The 17,333-nt window shown below is 71.1% G+C and carries 18 protein-coding genes; 15 read left to right on the forward strand and 3 right to left on the reverse strand.

Annotated features, from left to right (window positions below; translation table 11 throughout):
* Positions 1-398: 398 nt before the first annotated feature.
* The 11 genes from JMJ56_RS11660 (at position 399) to JMJ56_RS11710 (ending at position 10,967) form a co-directional block, all read left to right on the forward strand.
* The gene (locus JMJ56_RS11660) at positions 399-1,868 is read left to right on the forward strand and encodes a lytic transglycosylase domain-containing protein (RefSeq protein ID WP_202831837.1); all 1,470 of its coding nucleotides are present in this window, start codon (positions 399-401) and stop codon (positions 1,866-1,868) included.
* A 154-nt stretch (positions 1,869-2,022) separates the two neighbouring features.
* Positions 2,023-2,235: a hypothetical protein gene (locus JMJ56_RS11665; protein WP_202831839.1), complete on the forward strand. Its 213-nt coding sequence runs from the start codon at positions 2,023-2,025 to the stop codon at positions 2,233-2,235.
* A gap of 78 nt (positions 2,236-2,313) precedes the next feature.
* Complete coding sequence (locus JMJ56_RS11670; RefSeq protein ID WP_202831841.1) at positions 2,314-4,446, forward strand: acetate--CoA ligase family protein; 2,133 nt, start codon at positions 2,314-2,316, stop codon at positions 4,444-4,446.
* Between the two features lies 1 nt (position 4,447).
* Positions 4,448-5,308: a MaoC family dehydratase gene (locus JMJ56_RS11675; protein WP_202831842.1), complete on the forward strand. Its 861-nt coding sequence runs from the start codon at positions 4,448-4,450 to the stop codon at positions 5,306-5,308.
* Positions 5,305-5,886 carry a 3'-5' exonuclease gene (locus tag JMJ56_RS11680; RefSeq protein WP_202831844.1) on the forward strand — a complete coding sequence of 194 codons (582 nt, stop codon included), beginning with the start codon at positions 5,305-5,307 and terminating at the stop codon, positions 5,884-5,886. The genes JMJ56_RS11675 and JMJ56_RS11680 overlap by 4 nt, the downstream gene beginning before the upstream one ends.
* Positions 5,887-5,994: 108 nt before the next feature.
* Positions 5,995-6,690 carry a 3-oxoacid CoA-transferase subunit A gene (locus JMJ56_RS11685; protein ID WP_202831846.1) on the forward strand — a complete coding sequence of 232 codons (696 nt, stop codon included), beginning with the start codon at positions 5,995-5,997 and terminating at the stop codon, positions 6,688-6,690.
* Between the two features lie 14 nt (positions 6,691-6,704).
* Complete coding sequence (locus JMJ56_RS11690) at positions 6,705-7,343, forward strand: 3-oxoacid CoA-transferase subunit B (RefSeq protein WP_202831848.1); 639 nt, start codon at positions 6,705-6,707, stop codon at positions 7,341-7,343.
* Between the two features lie 8 nt (positions 7,344-7,351).
* Positions 7,352-8,410, forward strand: a complete 1,059-nt coding sequence (locus JMJ56_RS11695) for an acyl-CoA dehydrogenase family protein (RefSeq protein ID WP_236037685.1) — start codon at positions 7,352-7,354, stop codon at positions 8,408-8,410.
* The gene (locus JMJ56_RS11700; protein ID WP_202831853.1) at positions 8,407-9,180 is read left to right on the forward strand and encodes an enoyl-CoA hydratase/isomerase family protein; all 774 of its coding nucleotides are present in this window, start codon (positions 8,407-8,409) and stop codon (positions 9,178-9,180) included. The genes JMJ56_RS11695 and JMJ56_RS11700 overlap by 4 nt, the downstream gene beginning before the upstream one ends.
* A 4-nt stretch (positions 9,181-9,184) precedes the next feature.
* Entirely contained in the window at positions 9,185-10,354 is a 1,170-nt protein-coding gene (locus JMJ56_RS11705) for an acyl-CoA dehydrogenase family protein (RefSeq protein ID WP_202831855.1), read from the forward strand.
* A 58-nt stretch (positions 10,355-10,412) separates the two neighbouring features.
* On the forward strand, positions 10,413-10,967 hold the full coding sequence (locus tag JMJ56_RS11710) for a TIGR00645 family protein (RefSeq protein WP_202831857.1): 555 nt from the start codon (positions 10,413-10,415) through the stop codon (positions 10,965-10,967).
* A gap of 4 nt (positions 10,968-10,971) precedes the next feature.
* Here the strand turns inward: JMJ56_RS11710 and JMJ56_RS11715 are convergent, their stop codons facing one another.
* The 3 genes from JMJ56_RS11715 to JMJ56_RS11725 all read right to left on the reverse strand — a co-directional run bounded on the left by JMJ56_RS11715 (position 10,972) and on the right by JMJ56_RS11725 (position 13,923).
* On the reverse strand, positions 10,972-11,181 hold the full coding sequence (locus JMJ56_RS11715; protein ID WP_202831859.1) for a hypothetical protein: 210 nt from the start codon (positions 11,179-11,181) through the stop codon (positions 10,972-10,974).
* Between the two features lie 70 nt (positions 11,182-11,251).
* Complete coding sequence (locus tag JMJ56_RS35265) at positions 11,252-12,685, reverse strand: UdgX family uracil-DNA binding protein (protein ID WP_202831861.1); 1,434 nt, start codon at positions 12,683-12,685, stop codon at positions 11,252-11,254.
* The gene (locus JMJ56_RS11725; RefSeq protein ID WP_202831862.1) at positions 12,682-13,923 is read right to left on the reverse strand and encodes a putative DNA modification/repair radical SAM protein; all 1,242 of its coding nucleotides are present in this window, start codon (positions 13,921-13,923) and stop codon (positions 12,682-12,684) included. Before JMJ56_RS11725 ends, JMJ56_RS35265 begins: the two co-directional genes overlap by 4 nt.
* Positions 13,924-14,012: 89 nt before the next feature.
* Between JMJ56_RS11725 and JMJ56_RS11730 the strand changes: the two genes are divergently transcribed.
* The 4 genes from JMJ56_RS11730 (at position 14,013) to JMJ56_RS11745 (ending at position 17,319) form a co-directional block, all read left to right on the forward strand.
* A complete protein-coding gene (locus JMJ56_RS11730) occupies positions 14,013-14,417 on the forward strand; it encodes a hypothetical protein (RefSeq protein WP_202831864.1) in 405 nt (134 codons plus the stop codon).
* 139 nt (positions 14,418-14,556) lie between these two features.
* Positions 14,557-15,612 carry a type III polyketide synthase gene (locus JMJ56_RS35270; protein WP_202831866.1) on the forward strand — a complete coding sequence of 352 codons (1,056 nt, stop codon included), beginning with the start codon at positions 14,557-14,559 and terminating at the stop codon, positions 15,610-15,612.
* The gene (locus JMJ56_RS11740) at positions 15,612-16,292 is read left to right on the forward strand and encodes a methyltransferase domain-containing protein (RefSeq protein ID WP_202831867.1); all 681 of its coding nucleotides are present in this window, start codon (positions 15,612-15,614) and stop codon (positions 16,290-16,292) included. Before JMJ56_RS35270 ends, JMJ56_RS11740 begins: the two co-directional genes overlap by 1 nt.
* Positions 16,285-17,319: an NAD(P)/FAD-dependent oxidoreductase gene (locus JMJ56_RS11745; RefSeq protein WP_202831869.1), complete on the forward strand. Its 1,035-nt coding sequence runs from the start codon at positions 16,285-16,287 to the stop codon at positions 17,317-17,319. The genes JMJ56_RS11740 and JMJ56_RS11745 overlap by 8 nt, the downstream gene beginning before the upstream one ends.
* The last annotated feature ends 14 nt before the right edge of the window (positions 17,320-17,333 follow it).

The raw sequence follows: 17,333 nt of genomic DNA on the forward strand, positions 1-17,333 counted from the left end.
GCCACCGCCGCACCCCCGTGGCAATGTCCCCCAAAGCCGCCGCACGGCGACGCGGAACACGAGAGTCGAAAAGATAGAGCGCCTCGGGCCGCGCCCCGGGCATGGCAGTTCCATCCGGCATGGCCGGGCCTATAGACCGGAATTCCGCCCCGCCGCCAGGGTGGCGCAACTTTGAGTCGCAATCCGTAACAGGCAAGTGTAGGACTGCGCACAGTATTGCGATGCCAAAGCAGCCTTGCCGGCAGACCGGACGACCGTGTAGGGCTAGTGCTTCAGGACGTAGAACGTCCGCCAGGTCTTCGGGGCAAGCCTGGGATTCCAAGCCGTGGGGACGGCCGGAATCCATGGGGGGCAGGCTTCGGAACCCGGTGGTCCCAGACCCGGTGGAGCGAATGGGGATGCCCGAAGGGAACAGGACATCGCGTGACGGCATGGCCGGCGGGACAGAGCGCGTTGCGCGCCTGGCACAGCCGGTGATGGCGCTCTCGGTGTTGGCCATGCTGGCGGCCTGTGGCCAGCAACAGGCGAGCCGGCCGAGCACTGGCCAGCATGTCGCCGTCACTCATGGCAGTTACAACCGCCCGGCCAGCTACAACCCGCCGGGCCCGCCCGGCGACCCGTGGGGGCCGTATATCCGCCAGGCCGCCCGTCGGTTCGACGTGCCGGAGCGCTGGATCCGCGAGGTGATGCGCCAGGAGTCCGGTGGCCGCAGCTCCGCCACCAGCCCGGTCGGCGCCATGGGGCTGATGCAGGTCATGCCCGGCACCTACCGCGAGCTCCAGGCACGCTACGGCCTCGGCGACGACCCCTACCACCCCTATGACAGCGTCATGGCGGGCGCGGCCTATATCCGGGAGATGTACGACCTCTACGGCTCGCCGGCCTTTCTCGCCGCCTACAATGCGGGGCCGCGGCGGCTCGAGGACTATCTCTGGAACAGCCGTGGCCTGCCGGCCGAGACGCGCAACTACGTCGCCCGCATCGGCCCCAACATCGTCGCCCACCATCCGAGCCGCCGCGCGGCGCCAGAGATCTACGCCGCGGCCGAGATTCCGCTGAGCATCCCGGCTGGCCCCCGCCGCATGGACCAGGCGACGATGATCGCGCTCCGCGAGCAGCGCCAGGCGGTCGATCCCGGCGTCCAGGTGGCCCAGCTTCCGGCTGGCCCGGTCGTGCGGATGGAGCCGATCCCGGATGGCAGCACCTATGCGGCGCCCGCCGCCCCGCCGGTGCAACTCGCCTCGCTCGACACCAGCTCGGTCGTCCGCATGGACCCTATCCCGGACGGCTCGACCGCCGAAGGCGCGCAGCGGCTGATGGCGTCGGAAGCCCGCGCCGCCGAGTCGCTGGCCGCCCCGCCGGCACCGCCCGCCGCGCGGCGCGACCCGGGCTTCGCCGCGCCGGTGGCACGCGCCCAGGCCAGCGCACCTGCGGCGCCGCGCCCCTCCGTGCTCGCCTCGGCCAATGCCGCCTCCGCCCCGCGCCCGGCGGCGCGCGGCTTCGCGCTCCAGCCCGGCCCGGCCCCGTCGCAGCCGGCGCTGCTCCAGGGCTTCGGCGGGATGGTGTCGGCCGCCCATGCCAGCAGCCTGCCCGTCTCGCTCCGCCCCGGCGCCGCCCGCGCGGCTTCGACGGGTGCCTGGGCCGTCCAGGTCGGCGCCTTCGCCAGCGAGAACCTGGCCCGCAGCGCCGCCAACGCGGCCCGCGAGGCCGGCGGCGGCCAGGCCCAGGTGCAGCCCGTCGCCGCCGGCCGGGGCAGGCTCTACCGCGCCCGCGTCACCGGCCTGTCGCAGGGCTCCGCCCAGTCGGTCTGCGAGCGGCTGCGGCGCAGCGGCGCCTGCATGGTCCTCTCCCCCGACGCCCAGAGCTGATCGCGCCGGGGAAGCCGCCTGCCTCCCGGTGGTTGCGCGCAACCACCGGCCAGGAGCATGGTCCGCAGTCGCCGGACCGCGGATCATGCTCTGGCCTCCTGTTTGATCGCGTGATTCATGCCTCCGGCGATCACGCTCTAGCGCCGGAGCCGCCATGCCGAACCTCGACCCAGAAAGCCTGCGCCGCTTCGCCCTCAGCCTCCCGCCCGGCCTTTCCCCGGGAGGTGACCCGGACGAGGAGGATGAGGAGGACGACGAGTTCGACGAGGATGAGGACGAAGACGAGGACGAGGACGAGTTCGACGATGAGGATGACGAGGACCTCGACGAGGACGAGGATGAGGAGGATGGCGAGGAGGAGACCTGACCTCTCCCTCTTGCCCTGATTGCCCGTCTCCCCCACGCTGCGGTCCGTTGAAGGACCAAAAAGGGGGAAGATCCAGGGATGTCTGCCGCTGCCGCGCCGTCGGGGCTTTCGAGCTTCGCATCTCTCGACCCCCTGGTACGGCCCCGCTCCGTCGCAGTCATCGGCGCCTCGGACGAGCCGGCGCGCATCGGCGGCCGGCCCATCGCCTACCTGAAGGAACGCGGCTTCGCCGGCCCGGTCTGGCCGGTGAACCCGAAGCGCCCGACCGTCCAGGGCCTGCCCGCCTTCGCCTCCATCGCCGAGCTGCCCGCGGCGCCTGACGTCGCCATCATCGCCGTGCCCTCGGCGCTGGCCATCCAGGCGCTCGACGAGCTCGGCGCCAAGGGCTGCCGCGCGGTCATCTGCTTCACCGCCGGCTTCGCCGAGATGGATGAGGCCGGCGCCGCCGCTCAGGTTCGGATGACCGAGGTCGCCCGCCGCCACGGCATCCGCCTGCTCGGCCCGAACTGCCTCGGCGTCTTCAACGACGCGATCCGCTTCTACGGCACCTTCACCGCCAGCTTCGAGAAGGGCTGGCCGATCCCGGGGCGGATCGGCATCGCCTCGCAATCCGGCGCCTATGGCACGCATATCTTCTCGGCGGCGCTCGACCGCGGCATCGGCACCCAGGTCTGCATCACCACGGGCAACGAGGCCGAGGTTACGCTCGGCGACGTGCTCGGCTGGATGGCCCAGGCGCCGGAGGTGGACGTCATCTGCGCCTATGCCGAGGGCATCCGCGAGCGCGAGAGCTTCCTCGCCGCCCTCGACCTGGCGCGCCGCAACCGCAAGCCGATCGTGATGATGAAGGTCGGCCGCAGCCAGCTCGGCGGCGCGGCGGCGCAGTCCCACACCGCCTCCATCGCCGGCGACGACGCGGTGACCCAGGCGGTGCTCGACGAGTTCGGCGTGGTGCGGGCGCGGACGACGGAGGAGATGCTCGACATCGCCTATGCCGCCACGCGCCGCATCTACCCGGCGAAGAACACCCTCGGCGTGCTGACCGTCTCCGGCGGTGCCGGCGTGCTGATCTCGGATGCCGCCGAGGCCGCCGGCCTCCCCATGCCGCCCATGCCGGAGGAGGCGCAGGCCAAGCTCCGCGCGCTGATCCCCTTCTGCGCGCCGCGCAACCCGGTCGATTGCACCGCGCAGGTGACGAACGACCTGAAGCTCATCTCCACCTTCGTGGAGAGCGTGGCGGTGGATGGCGGCTACAGCTCCATCCTCTCCTTCTGGTCGCAAACCGCCGCCGGCCGCAGCCTCGGGCCGAAGCTGCACGAGCAGATGCGGGCGGTCCGCGAGGCGCATCCCGACCGGCTCTGGGTGATGTCCATGCTCGCGCCCAACAAGGTGCGCGACTACGAGGCCGATGGCTGGCTCTGCTTCGAGGACCCGTCGCGCGCCGTGGTCGCCATCGAGGCGATGGGCCGCTTCGGCGCCGCCTTCGCCCGCGCCGAGGAGCCCCGCACCGACATCCCGCTGCCGAGCGTCGAGCTGCCGGCGATGACCCCGAGCGAGGCGGTGGCGAAGTCGCTGCTCGCCGGTGCCGGCATTCCCGCCGTCCCAGAGCATGCCGCCCCCGACAGCGAGGCTGCCGTCGCCGCAGCCGAGTCCATCGGCTATCCGGTGGTGCTGAAGATCCTGAGCCCCGACATTATCCACAAGAGCGAGATGGGCGGCGTGCTGCTCGACATCGCCGATGCGGGGCAGGTGCGCCAGGGCTTCGCCACCCTGCTCGACCGCGCCCGCCACCATGCGCCCGCGGCGCGGATCGAGGGCGTGCTCGTCGCCAAGCAGATCAAGGGCGCGGTGGAGATGGCGCTCGGCGTCTTCCGCGACCCGGTCTTCGGCCCGGTGGCGATGGTGGGCTTGGGCGGCATCTTCATCGAGGTGCTGAAGGACGTCGCCTTCCGCCGCTGCCCCTTCGACACCGCGGAGGCGGAGCGGATGATTCGTTCGCTGCGCGGCGCACCCTTGCTCGACGGCGCCCGCGGCCGCCCGAAGGCGGATGTGGCGGCGCTGGCCAAGGCCCTTTCGGCGCTCTCCGCCTTCGCCGTCGCGGCCGGGCCGCGCCTGGCCGGCGTCGACGTCAACCCGATGCTGGTGCTGCCGTCGGGCCAGGGCTGCTACGCCGCCGATGCCGTGATCGAGCTTGCAGGGGGGAGCCACTAAGGTGCCGATCAACCACGACCAGCTGATGAACTACCCCATCCCGGAGGTGCGCCAGACGCTCCGCTGGCAGGATGTGGCGCTCTACAATTTCTCGATCGGCCTTGGCCAGGACCCGATGGACGAGCAGCAGCTCGACTTCGTCTACGAGCCGCGGCTGAAGGTGATGCCGTCGATGCCGGTGGTGCTCGCCTCGCCCGGCTTCTGGTCGCGCAACCCGGATACCGGCATCGTCTGGCAGCAGATCCTGCACGGCGAGCAGGGCCTCGTCCTGCACCGTCCGTTGCCGACCGAGGGTGAGCTGATCGGCCGCTCGCGCATCACCGGCCTGGTCGACCGCGGCGAGGGCAAGGGTGCGCTGATGTACTCCGAGCGCGAGATCCTCGACGCCAAGACGGGCGAGCTGCTGGCCACCTCCACCTCGACGAGCTTCATGCGCGGCAATGGCGGCTTCGGCGGGCCCAGCGGCCCGGTGAAGCAGCCGCATCCGGAACCGGAGCGGGCGCCCGACATCACCCTCGACCTGGCGACGCGGCCGGAGCAGGCGCTGGTCTACCGCCTCAATGCTGACCTCAACCCGCTGCACATCGACCCCGAGGTGGCGAAGGGGGCCGGCTTCCCCCGCCCGATCCTGCACGGTCTCTGCACCTTCGGCACGGTCTGCCACGCCTTGCTGAAATCTCTCTGCGACTACGACACGGCGCGCTTCGGCTCGATGGACCTGCGCTTCTCCTCCCCCGTCTTCCCCGGCGAGACCATCCGCACGGAGATCTGGCGGGAGGAGGGCGGCGGCGCCTTCCGCGCCCGGGTCGTCGAGCGCGACAAGCAGGTCATCAGCAACGGGCGCTTCCGCTTCGCCGCATGACGAAGCCCTGGGCAGGCGGGCCGGTAGTGGTCTTCGACACGGAGACCACCGGCTGCACGGCGGAAGACCGCGTCGCCTCGCTCGGCGCCGTCCGGCTCGACGCGGCGCTGGAGCCGGAGGCGACGCTGCACCTGGCCTTCGCCCCCGGCATCCCCTGCCATTGGGGCGCGGCGCGGGTGCATGGCATGTCGGATCCGTTCCTCGCCGCGCACCCGCCCTTCGCCGAGCACGCCGATGAGGTCGCCGCCTTCTTCGCCGGTGCAGCCGGCTGCGCCCACAACCTCGCCTTCGACCGCCGCATGCTGGGCGGCGAATATGCCCGGCTCGGCCAGGAGCGGCCCTGGGATGGCGAATTCTGCACCCTGCGCGCCTGGCGCCGCGCCTTCCCCGGCACGCGCTGCGGCCTTGCCCATGCCGGCGCCGCCTGTGGCGTGGCCCGCGAGGGGGCGCTGCACGGGGCGCTGGAGGATGCCTGGCTCGCCGTCCAGCTGCTCCGTCACCTGCACGGGCTCGGGCCGGTGCTGATGCGCCTCCACACCATCACCAACAGCCCGGCGCATCTCCTGGCCGACGCCTGAAAACCCGCGCAGGATGGCGGGACAACGGCCACTCATTTTGATAGCACGCTAAGGGCTGGACCGCCGCGCCGGGGGGCGCTAGTCCATTTCACCCCGGGAGGGACAAGGATGATCAACAAGATCGTGCAGTCGGTGGCCGATGCTCTGGCCGGCGTGAAGGATGGCTCCACCGTGCTGATCGGTGGCTTCGGCAGCGTCGGCCAGCCCGACGTGCTGATCGAGGGCCTGATCGAGCAGGGCGCCCGCGACCTCACCATCGTGCTGAACAATGCCGGCTCCGGCCGCATCGGCGTCGCCAAGCTGATGGACCAGGGCCAGGTCCGGAAGATCGTCTGCTCCTTCCCGCGCAGCAAGGACCCAGTCGTCTTCGAGACCCTCTACCGCGAGGGCAAGATCGAGCTGGAGCTCGTCCCGCAGGGCACGCTCGCCGAGCGCATCCGCGCCGCCGGCGCCGGCATCCCCGCCTTCTACACCGCGACGGCGGCCGGCACGCTGCTCGCCCGCGGCAAGGAGAGCCGGGAGTTCGAGGGCAAGGCCTATGTGATGGAACGCGCCCTCAAGGCCGATGTGGCGCTGGTCGAGGCTTGGGAGGCCGACCGCTGGGGCAACCTCGTCTACCGGGGCTCGGGCGGCAACTTCAACCCGATCATGGCCATGGCCGCCGAGCTGACCATCGCCCAGGCGCAGCACATCCGTGAACTTGGCGAGCTGCATCCGCATATGATCGGCACGCCCGGTGTCTATGTGAACCGCGTGGTCCAGGTGGACCGCGGCGGCGACTGGCTGAAGCCCGAGCAGGTCTGAGAGGAGCACCCGACATGCCCTTCAACCGCGACCAGATGGCCGCCCGCCTCGCCGATGACGTACCGGAAGGCTGGTGCGTCAACCTCGGCATCGGCATGCCGACCATGGTGGCCAACCACGTGCCCCCGACGCGGGAGGTGATCTTCCAGTCGGAGAACGGCGTCATCGGCATGGGCCCGGCGCCGAAGGAAGGCGAGGAAGACCCCTGGCTCATCAATGCCGGCAAGCAGCTCATCACCCTGGCCAGGGGCGCCAGCTTCGTCGGCCATGCTGACAGCTTCGCCATGATCCGCGGCGGGCATATCGACCTCTGCGTCCTCGGCGGGTTCGAGGTGGCGGAGAATGGCGACCTCGCCAATTGGGCGACCAGCGAGAACGACACCGCCCCCGCCGTTGGCGGCGCCATGGACCTCGCCGCCGGGGCCAAGCGCCTCTGGGTCATCATGGAACACACGACGAAGGACGGCCGCCCGAAGATCGTCGAGCGCTGCGGCTACCCGCTGACCGGCCTCGCCTGCGTCAACCGCGTCTACACCAACCTCGCCGTGCTCGACGTGGTCGAGGGCAAGGGCTTCGTCGTCCGCGACTTGGCGCCGGGCGTGACGCTCGAGGAGGTGCAGGCCAAGACCGGCGCCACGCTGCACACCCAATGAGCGCGGCCTTGAGCGGCGAGGACCGCGCCGAATCCATCCGCATGATCCGGGACAGCGCCGCCGCGGTGGCGCCCCCGGGCGGCGACATGAAGCGGGTGCGCGACCTCCGCTTCCAGACCCCCGGCTTCGACCCGGCCATCCTCCGCCAGATGGGCGAGATGGGCTGGATCGGCCTCCGCCTGCCGGAGGCCTCCGGCGGCGCCGGCCTCGGTCTCGGCGAAGCCTGCGCGCTCGCCGAGGAACTGGGCGGCGCCCTGGTGCCGGAGCCGCTGATCCCGGCGATGCTCACCGGCTCGCTGCTCGCCGCCGTCGGCGCCGGCCCGCTGGAGCGGGTGCTGACCGGCGAATCGCTGGTGCTGACCGCCTGGCAGGAGCGTCCCGACACGCTGGAGGTGCCGGGCAGCCCCGACGCCGCCCGCCGCTTCCTCCCCATGGCCGCCGGCGCCGCCTCCTTCCTCCTGCCGGTGCGCGAGGGCGGCCGCATCGCCCTCTACGAGCAGCAGGCCGGCGCCGGCCTCACGACCGAGCAGACCCAGGATGGCGGCCATCTCGGCACGCTGGAGCCGAACCTCGGCACGGCCACCCGCATCGCCGACGACATCGGCGAGGCGCTGTCGCTCGCCCTCGACGAGGCCGCGCTGCTGACCAGCGCCTACCTGCTCGGCGGGATGGACCGCGCCTTCGCCATGACGCTCGACTACCTGAAGACGCGCCAGCAATTCGGCAAGATCATCGGCACCTTCCAGGCGCTGCAGCACAAGGCGGCGGACGTGAAGATGCAGATCGCGCTGACGCGGGCCAGCATCGAGGCCGCGGCCGCGACGCTCGATGCCGGCGCCACCGGCGATGCCCGCCGCGCCGTCATCTCCCGCGCCAAGTCCCGCGCCGCCTCCTCCTCCATGCTGGTGACGCGCGAGTGCATCCAGCTCCATGGCGGCATCGGTTACACCGACCAGTACGATGTCGGCCTCTACCTGCGGAAGGCCATGGTCATGGCCAACCAGTATGGCAGCGCCACGCTGCACCGCCGCCGCTTCATGGCCGTCAGCCCGGAGGTCGAGGAATGAGCGAGCCCGTCATGCGGATCGTCTCGGAGCGCGAGGGCGGCGTCCTCGTCCTTACCCTCGACCAGCCGGCGCGGCGCAACGCGCTGGCCATGCCGCTCCGCGTGCAGATGATCGAGGCGCTGCGCGCCGCGCAGGGCGACAAGGCCACGCGCGCCATCGTCGTCACCGGCGCGGGCGGGCATTTCTGCTCGGGCGGCGACATCTCCGGGATGGACGTGAACTCGGCCATGGAAGGCCGCGAGCGCATGCGCCTCTCGCATGAGTTGATCCGGCTGATGGTGCTCGGCAGCGTCCCCGTCGTCGCCGCCATCGAGGGCTATTGCGTCGGCGCCGGCCTCTCCATCGCCTGCGCCTCCGACACCGTGGTGGCGGCCGAGGATGCGCGCCTCGGCGCCGGCTTCGGCAAGATCGGGCTCATGGCCGATCTCGGCCTGCCGCATACCCTGCCGCTCCGCGTCGGCCAGGGGAAGGCGCGGCAGGTCCTGCTCTACCACAACCAGATGACGGCGACGGAGGCGGAGCGTATCGGCCTCATCGACCATGTCGTGCCCAAGGGCCATGCCCTGGCTACGGCCATGGAGAAGGCCCGCTTCCTCGCAGAACAGGCGCCGGCGCCGATGGCGCTGACCAAGCAGATGCTCGGCGAAGGCCTCGACCGCGCGCTGGAGCAGGAGCGCCACTTCCAGGCCACCCTCTTCATGACCCATGATTTCGCCGAAGGCCGCGCAGCCTTCCTTGGCAAGCGCGCGCCCGCTTTCAAGGGAGACTGAGCCGATGGACGCCATCCGCATCCCCGCCCCGGCCGAGCTCGACGCGCTCGACGACGAGCATTTCCGCCAGGTGGTCCGCGCCTTCCTGCACGAGAACTACCCCGACGATCTGCGCAACCCGCCGAAGCGCCTCCACTGGGACGAGAACCGCCCCTGGTACATGAAGCTCGCCGAGCGCGGCTGGCTCTGCCCCGGCTGGCCGAAGGAACATGAAGGCTTGGGCCTCTCGCCCGCCAAGCAGATCATCCTCACCGAGGAATACGAGCGCTACGGCGTGGCGCGGACCAACGACCATGGCATCGTCATGCTCGGCCCGCTGGTCATCAAGTACGGGACGGAGGAGCAGAAGCAGCGCTTCCTGCCGAAGATCCTGACCGGCGAGCACATTTGGTGCCAGGGCTACTCCGAGCCCAATGCCGGCTCCGACCTCGCCGCGCTGCGCACCGAGGCGGTGCTCGACGGCGACGAGTATGTCGTCAACGGCCAGAAGATCTGGACCACGCTGGCGACCGACGCCAACTGGATCTTCCTCCTCGTCCGCACCGACAAGCAGGCGAAGAAGCAGGAGGGCATCTCCTTCCTCCTCGTCGACATGAAGACGCCCGGCATCACCGTGCGGCCGATCATCAACCTCGAGATGCATGACGAGTTCTGCGAGGTCTTCTTCGACAATGTCCGCGTGCCGAAGGAGAACCTGGTCGGCCAGCTCAACAAGGGCTGGGACATGGCGAAGGCGCTGCTCGGCTTCGAGCGCATCTTCCTCGGCTCGCCGCGCCAGTCCGGCTATGCCCTGTCGCGCCTCAAGATCCTCGCCGAGCGCATGGGCGTCTGGGAGGATGCCGAGTTCCAGGACCGCTACGCCCGCCTCCGCCTCGAATTCGAGGACCTGAAGGCGCTCTACGGCACCTTCGTCGAGCGGCTGAAGCGCGGCGAGAGCCTCGGCCCCGACGTCTCCATGCTGAAGATCCTGCAGACCGAGCTGTTCCAGGCGATCACCGACACCATGCTCGAGATCGGCGGCGAGAATGCCGGCCTGCTGGAGCCGATGGAGGGCAACCGCGACCTCAACATCGGCGGCCTCTTCATCCAGGCGCGGCCCGCCACGATCTACGGCGGCTCGAACGAGATCCAGCGCAACATCCTGTCGAAGAACGTGCTCGGCCTGCCCGGCTGAGCTTGGAAATCCAAAGCGTTTCAATTAGAGAGCGGGCGGTCCAGATGACAGGATCGTCATGTCCACGCCCATCGAACGCCGCCCGCTTCCCCTCCTGCCGGCCCTTGTCTTCGGCTCCCGCTGGTTGCAGCTCCCGCTCTACCTGGGGCTGATCGTCGCCCAGGTCGTCTACGTGCTGCTCTTCATGAAAGAGATATGGCACCTCGTCAGCCACGCCCACAGCTTCGGCGAGCAGGACATCATGCTGATTGTCCTCGGCCTGATCGACGTGGTGATGATCTCCAACCTGCTCATCATGGTGATCGTCGGCGGCTACGAGACCTTCGTCTCCCGCCTCAATCTCGAGGACCACCCGGACGAGCCGGAATGGCTCAGCCACGTCAATGCCGGCGTGCTGAAGATCAAGCTGGCGATGGCGATCATCGGTATCTCATCGATCCACCTGCTGCGCACCTTCATCGCCGCCAGCAACCTCGGCACGGAGCGCAACACGACGACCAAGGCCGGCATCATGTGGCAGGCCATCATCCACGCGCTCTTCATCCTGTCCGCGATCGGCATCGCCGCGGTGGAGCGGCTGTCCCACACGGTGCCCGCGCGGGAGCATCACTGAGCGGTCAGGGCGTCTCGTTGCTCCGGCCGCTGGCGCCGCCGGTCACGCCGCCCGCACCCCCGGCTCCGCCGCCGCCCATGGCGCCGTCATTGGTGGCGTTGGGGTCGTAGTCGGTCGGTCCGCCCTCGGCGAAGCTCGGCACCCGGGCCTTCGCCTTGTCGTCCACCGGCTTCACCGGCTCGTCCGGCATCAGCCTGTCCTGGTCCTGCGCCATGCTCTCTCTCCGTTCCGTGTCGAGCGGATGGAACAGGCGAGAGCCCCACCCGGTTCAGGGCGAGGCGCAATTACTGTACCTCGCGCCAAGCACCCTTCAGGTCACCGAGGAAGCGGGCATATTCCCGCTCCTTGCTCTCCGGGTCCGGCAGCCGCAGCAGGTAGGAGGGGTGGACGGTCGGGAAGACCGGCACCCCGTCCTCGCTCTTCACCACCTCGCCCCGCACCTTGGTGATGGCGAGCGGCTTGCCCGTCAGCGCGCGCAGCGCCGTGGCGCCAAGCGAAACCACCAGCCGCGGCCCGACGATCTCGATCTCCCGCCGCAGGAAGGGGCGGTAATGCGCGATGTCGCCCGCATCCGGCGACTGGTGCAGCCGCCGCCGCCCCGTCGGCTTGAATTTGAAATGCTTCACCGCGTTGGTGACATAGGCTTCGGCGCGGGGGATGCCCGCCTCCTCCAGCGCCCGGTTGAACATCCGTCCGGCTGGGCCGACGAAGGGGCGGCCGGCGATGTCCTCCTCATCGCCCGGCTGCTCGCCGACGAAGAGCAGGGCGGCGCCGATCGGCCCCTCGCCGAAGACGGCCTGGGTGGCGTGCTCGGCAAGCGGGCCGCGATCGGCCAGCACCTCGGCGCGGAGGGCGGCGAGCGCGGTGGCGGGGTCTTGGGTGAAGAGATCGGTTGGCATGGGCACCTCAACGTCCGTCGCCAGCACCCGTTGCCGCCGCGGCGCGGGCGGCGTCGCGCCACGGGCGACCATCGCGGCAACGCGCTTCGGGGCTTCGGCCATGAGGCGGGGGATGTCCTGCGCCTCGGGCAGGTTGCGCCAGTACTTGACCGGCATCTCGGCGCGCATGGCAGCGGGCTTGAGGCGGGCGGGGTTGAAGATGCTGGCGAAATAGGCCCGCCACAGCTCCTCCTTCGCGTCCTCCGCCGGCGCATCCGCCCGGCGGCCGCCGGGGCCCATGCGCAATTCCTCGCCATCCCAATGCGCGCTCGCTTCCGGCGTCAGGATGGACCAGCGCATGCCGGCGAAGCGGCGGAGGAAGAAGCCCGTCTCCGCCTCCAGGATATGGTGGTCCGGCTCGAACCAGGCGACATAACGCCCCTCCGGCGCCTCGCGGAAGCGCACGAAGGCATGCATCTTGTGCGCATCGCGCCGCACCGCCTTGGCCATGCCCTGGGCACGGATCACCTCCGGGTCGGTCGCCACCTCCAGCAGCCCGTGCTCGTCATGGGTGATGCGCCAGAGCAGGCGGTAGAGCAGGGCAAAGCGCTCCCCGTCCCGGTGGCGGATGACCACCTCCGCCAACTCCGGAAAGCTGCGCGGCACGGTCAGCCCGGTGCGCCGCGGCTCCGGCACCGGCTCATGCGCGAACAGCCCCGCCGCCTCTCCAGCGAGGTGCCAAGCCACCCGCTCCGGCGCCACTTCGGCCGCCAGCAGCCGCCGCGCCGCATCCCGCCAGGCGGGGAAGTCGGCGGGGCCGGGGAGGGCGATGCCGATCACAGCAGCTGCATCTGCACCGGCTTGGCGAAGCCGGTGCGCGGCGCCACAAGCGCCCGCAGGTCGAGCCGATCCGTCACCCTCGGCCGGTGATCCTCGGTGACCAGGAAGGGCAGCAGCTTCCCCAGCGGCAGCCTCAGCCGCGCCAGATCCTCGCTGCGGATGCTGCGATGCCGCCGCGCCGCCAGCAGCCGGTCGACCGTCTTCTCCCCGAGCCCCGGCACGCGCAGCAACCGCTCCCGCGGCGCCCGGTTTACGTCGACCGGGAAGTCGCCCCGGTGCCGCAGCGCCCAGGCCAGCTTCGGGTCGATGCCGAGGTCGAGCATGCCGCCCTCGCCCCCGGCCATGATCTCGTCGAGCGAGAAGCCGTAGAAGCGCAGCAGCCAGTCCGCCTGGTAGAGTCGGTGCTCCCTGACCAGCGGCGGCGGCTGCGGCGGCAGCAGGCGCGAGGCATCGGGGATCGGCGAGTAGGCCGAGAAATAGACCCGCTTCAACCCATAGCTGCCGTAGAGATTGGCCGTCGTCCCGAGCACCGCCCGGTCGTCCGACGCATCGGCGCCGATGATCATCTGCGTGCTCTGCCCGGCCGGGGCGAAGCGCGGTGCCGGCGCCCGCCGCTCCGCCTTCCGCGCCTCCTTCGCCTCCTCGATGCGCAGCCGCATCCGCCCCATCGCGCGGCGGATTTCGGACAAATCCTTCTCCGGGGCGAGGGCCTTCAGCGCCCCCTCCTGCGGCAACTCGATGTTGATGGAGAGCCGGTCGGCATGCCGCCCCGCCTCGGCCAGCAACTCGGGCGAGGCGTCGGGGATGGTCTTCAGGTGGATGTAGCCGCGGAAGCCGTGCTCCTCGCGCAGGATGCGCGCAACATCGACCAGCCGCTCCATCGTGTAGTCGGGCGAGCGGATGATGCCGGAGGAAAGGAACAGCCCCTCGATGTAGTTGCGCCGGTAGAAGTCGAGGGTCAGGTCGACCAGCTCCCGCACCGTGAAGCGGGCGCGGGGGACGTTGCTGGTGGCGCGGTTGATGCAGTAGGCGCAGTCATAGATGCAGGCATTGGTCAGCAATACCTTGAGCAGCGAGATGCAGCGCCCGTCCGGCGCATAGGCGTGGCAGATGCCCATGCCCTCCGTGCTGCCGATGCCGCCCTCGCGGCTGTCCCGCTTCTCGGTTCCGGAGGAGGCGCAGGAGGCGTCGTACTTCGCCGCGTCCGCCAGGATCTCGAGCTTCCGCCGCAACTCCATGCACAATCCTCCAGTTCCTTATATGTTCTGGTTCCGGGCGATTCAAGGGCCGAGTGAACCTTTCCGGTCGCGGGTGGTTATGGCGGCCGATGATGCAGCTCCTCCGCCCCGCCCTGCTCCTCCTCCTGCTCGCCGGCCCGGCGCTGGCGCAGGAGGCAGCCTTCCTCACCCAGGACCAGCTGGCGACCGTGCTGCGCGCCCGCGGTTTCACCGATCTCGAAGGGGTGGAGCGCGAGGGCGACAGCTTCCGCATCGCCCGCGCCACGCGCTACGGCGAGCGGGTCGAGAATTTCCGCATCGACGCCGCCACCGGCCTGCCGCGCGAGCAGCCTCCGCTCACCGAGGGCCAGGCGCGCGAGCTGTTGCGTGCCCGCGGCTATACCGAGGTGACGGAACTCGGCCGCGACGGCGATGCCATCCGCCTGCGCGGCCTGCGCGAGGGCACCCCCATCGAAGTGACCGTCGATGCCCGCACGGGGGCGGTGCGGCAATAGCCCGCCACCCCATCTCCAGCCTTGTCCCCGGGCCGCTGGCTTGCCGCCAGCGGCCCAGGGGCAGGTCCTTTCATGATCGTGGCCTGCTCATCCGCAATGCTCGCGGCCTGGGGCTGCGACCCCTGCGGGCAGGACACGCGTGACCCAGGCCCATATCAACCGCATCGGCACCGCCGTCCCCCGGCATGAGGTGCATGACGCCTTCCGCCGCTTCGCGGACCGGCAGATCACCGAGCCGCGCATCCGCACCGCCTTCGCCCGCCTCGCCGAGCGCTCGCAGATCGACACCCGCCATTCAGTGCTGGAAGCCGAGGCGGATGCCAGCGGCACGGTCGATGGCTTCTACCGGACCGACGCCTTCCCCGGCACCGGCGCCCGCATGGCCCGCTACGAGCGCGAGGCCCCGGCGCTGGCCGAAGCCGCCTGCCTAGCGATGGGGCTGGAGGGGGAGGGGCCGCGCATCACCCATCTCGTCTTCGCCACCTGCACCGGCTTCGCCGCCCCCGGCCTCGACCAGTGGCTGATCCGCCGCTTCGGCCTGCCGGGGAATGTCGAGCGCAGCATCGTCGGCTTCATGGGCTGCCAGGCGGCGATCAACGCGCTGAAGCTCGCCCACCACATCGTCCGCAGCGACGCGCGGGCGCGGGTTCTGGTGGTGAATCTCGAGCTCTGCACCCTCCACCTTCAGCCTTCGCCCGAGATCGAGCAGCTGCTCTGCTTCCTGCTCTTCGCCGACGGCGCCAGCGCCGCGCTGGTGACGGCGGAGCCCGAAGGCATCGCCATCGAGGGTTTCCACGCCGCGCTGATCCCAGAGGCGTCGGACCAGATCACCTGGCGCATCGGCGATGGCGGCTTCGACATGACGCTCTCAGGCTTCGTGCCGCTCACCCTCGCCCGTGCCCTGCCCGACGAGGCGGCGGCCATCCTCGCCGGCGAGGCGGCGGACGCCTTCGACCTCTGGGCGGTGCATCCCGGCGGCCGCAGCGTGTTGGACGCGGTGATGCATGGCCTCAACCTGTCGCCGGGGGCGCTCGACGTCAGCCGCGCCGTGCTGCGCGAGCATGGCAACATGTCCTCCGCCACCGTCATGTTCGTCCTTCAGCGGATGATGGCGGCGGGGCGAGGGCAACGCGGCTGCGCGCTGGCCTTCGGCCCCGGCCTCTCGGCCGAGACCATGCGCTTCCGCCTCGCCTGATGCGCCAGCGCAGCGCCGCCGATGAGTGGATGGACGACGCGGCCGCGACCGAGGCCGAATTCGCTTCCGCCCTCCGCGATCTCGCCCGCATCAACCGGATGAGCCTCGCCTACCGCCCGACGCTGCGCTGGCTCGACGCGCTGGTGGCGGAGACGGGCGCGCGCCATCTCTCGGTGCTCGATATCGGCTTCGGCGGCGGCGACATGCTGGCCGAGATCGCGCGCTGGGCCGCCCGCCGCGGCGTCACCGTCGAACTCACCGGCCTCGACCGCAGCCCCTGGGCGGCGCGTTATTCAACCGCTGCCGGGGTGAAAGCGCGCTTCATCACCGCCGACCTCTTCGGCCTGCCGGAGGAGGAGCGCTTCGATGTCGTGCTGTGCAGCCTCTTCACCCATCACCTGCGCGATGCAGAACTGGTGCGCTTCCTCCGTTGGCTGCCGGGCCGGGCGCGGCGGGGCTGGCTGATCTCCGACCTGCACCGCCACTGGCTGCCCTGGGGCTTCGTATGGGGCGCGGTGCGGCTGCTCAGGATGGACCCGATGGTGGTGCATGACAGCACCGTCTCCATCGCCCGCGGCTTTACCCGCGCCGACTGGGAGCGGCTGGTGGCGGAGGCCGGCGTCCCGGCCCAGATCGACTGGGCCTTCCCCTTCAAATGGATCGTCTCCGCTCGTGCCTGAGAACGTGGTGATCGGCGCCGGCCCGGCCGGCTGTGCGACGGCAATCGCCCTCGCACGCGCCGGCCGCGAGGTGCTGCTGCTGGAGCGCAGCCCCGAGCCCCGCGAGAGCGTCTGCGGCGAATTTCTCGGCCCCGACGCGGCGGCGGCGCTGCGCCGCCTCGGCCTCGACCCGGCAAGGCTCGGCGCCGCCCCGCTGCGGCGGATGCGGATCGGCCATGGCAGGCGCGAGGCGGATGTGACGCTGCCCTTCCCGGCCTGGGCACTGCCGCGCCGCCTGCTCGACGGCGCCTTGCAGGAGGCCGCCGGCCCGGCCCTGCGCCGCGGCACCACCGTGCTCGGCGCCGTGCCGATGGGGGAGGGGTGGCGCCTCCGCACCCCCTCGGGCGAGATCCAGGCGCGGCGCGTGATCCTCGCCACCGGCAAGCACGCGCTGCGTGGCCATCCGCGCGAGGGCGCCCCGCCGCCCGCCATCGGCCTCAAGCTGCACCTCGCCGGGGTGGCGATGACGGATGCCGTCGCCCTGCTGCCTTTCGGCGGCGGCTATGCCGGCCTGCAACCCCTGCCCGGCGGCGGGGCCAATCTCTGCGCCGCCCTGCACGGCCCGCCCGGCGACCTGCTCGCCCGGGTCCGCGCCGGCTCCGCCCTCGCCGAAGCCCTGCTCCGCGACGCCTACCCGCTCTGGGACCGGCCGCTCGCCATCGCCGGCGTGCCCTACGGCTTTCGCCAGCCGGCTTCGGGGCCGTCCGGCCTCTACCGCGTCGGCGACCAGGCGGCGGTGATCCCGAGCTTCACCGGCGAGGGCGTCGCGCTCGCCCTGCATTCCGGCCTGGCGGCGGCCAAGGCGATTCTGGCGGGGCAGGAGGCCGCCGCCTTCCACGCCGCCTGGCGCCGCCGCAGCGCCGGGCCGATGCGCTGGGCCGGCCTCGCCGCGCATGTGCTGCGGGCCTCGCCCCCCGCCTTCGCCGCCCTCGGCGCGGTCGGCCCGCTGGCCCGCCTCGTCGCCGCGCGGACGCGGGTGGCGGCCTGACCCGCCGCGCCCGG

Source organism: Belnapia arida (assembly GCF_016773205.1).
GTDB classification, from domain to species: domain Bacteria; phylum Pseudomonadota; class Alphaproteobacteria; order Acetobacterales; family Acetobacteraceae; genus Belnapia; species Belnapia arida.

What these genes read in the sequence shown, in the direction of transcription:
- JMJ56_RS11670 (WP_202831841.1), top strand. Translation starts at nt 2,314, where the DNA reads ATGTCTGCCGCTGCCGCGCCGTCGGGGCTTTCGAGCTTCGCATCTCTC.
- JMJ56_RS11730 (WP_202831864.1), top strand. Translation starts at nt 14,013, where the DNA reads ATGATGCAGCTCCTCCGCCCCGCCCTGCTCCTCCTCCTGCTCGCCGGC.
- JMJ56_RS11715 (WP_202831859.1), bottom strand. Translation starts at nt 11,181, where the DNA reads ATGGCGCAGGACCAGGACAGGCTGATGCCGGACGAGCCGGTGAAGCCG.
- JMJ56_RS11700 (WP_202831853.1), top strand. Translation starts at nt 8,407, where the DNA reads ATGAGCGAGCCCGTCATGCGGATCGTCTCGGAGCGCGAGGGCGGCGTC.
- JMJ56_RS11710 (WP_202831857.1), top strand. Translation starts at nt 10,413, where the DNA reads ATGTCCACGCCCATCGAACGCCGCCCGCTTCCCCTCCTGCCGGCCCTT.
- JMJ56_RS11740 (WP_202831867.1), top strand. Translation starts at nt 15,612, where the DNA reads ATGCGCCAGCGCAGCGCCGCCGATGAGTGGATGGACGACGCGGCCGCG.
- JMJ56_RS11680 (WP_202831844.1), top strand. Translation starts at nt 5,305, where the DNA reads ATGACGAAGCCCTGGGCAGGCGGGCCGGTAGTGGTCTTCGACACGGAG.
- JMJ56_RS11690 (WP_202831848.1), top strand. Translation starts at nt 6,705, where the DNA reads ATGCCCTTCAACCGCGACCAGATGGCCGCCCGCCTCGCCGATGACGTA.
- JMJ56_RS11685 (WP_202831846.1), top strand. Translation starts at nt 5,995, where the DNA reads ATGATCAACAAGATCGTGCAGTCGGTGGCCGATGCTCTGGCCGGCGTG.
- JMJ56_RS11665 (WP_202831839.1), top strand. Translation starts at nt 2,023, where the DNA reads ATGCCGAACCTCGACCCAGAAAGCCTGCGCCGCTTCGCCCTCAGCCTC.
- JMJ56_RS11660 (WP_202831837.1), top strand. Translation starts at nt 399, where the DNA reads ATGCCCGAAGGGAACAGGACATCGCGTGACGGCATGGCCGGCGGGACA.
- JMJ56_RS11705 (WP_202831855.1), top strand. Translation starts at nt 9,185, where the DNA reads ATGGACGCCATCCGCATCCCCGCCCCGGCCGAGCTCGACGCGCTCGAC.
- JMJ56_RS11725 (WP_202831862.1), bottom strand. Translation starts at nt 13,923, where the DNA reads ATGGAGTTGCGGCGGAAGCTCGAGATCCTGGCGGACGCGGCGAAGTAC.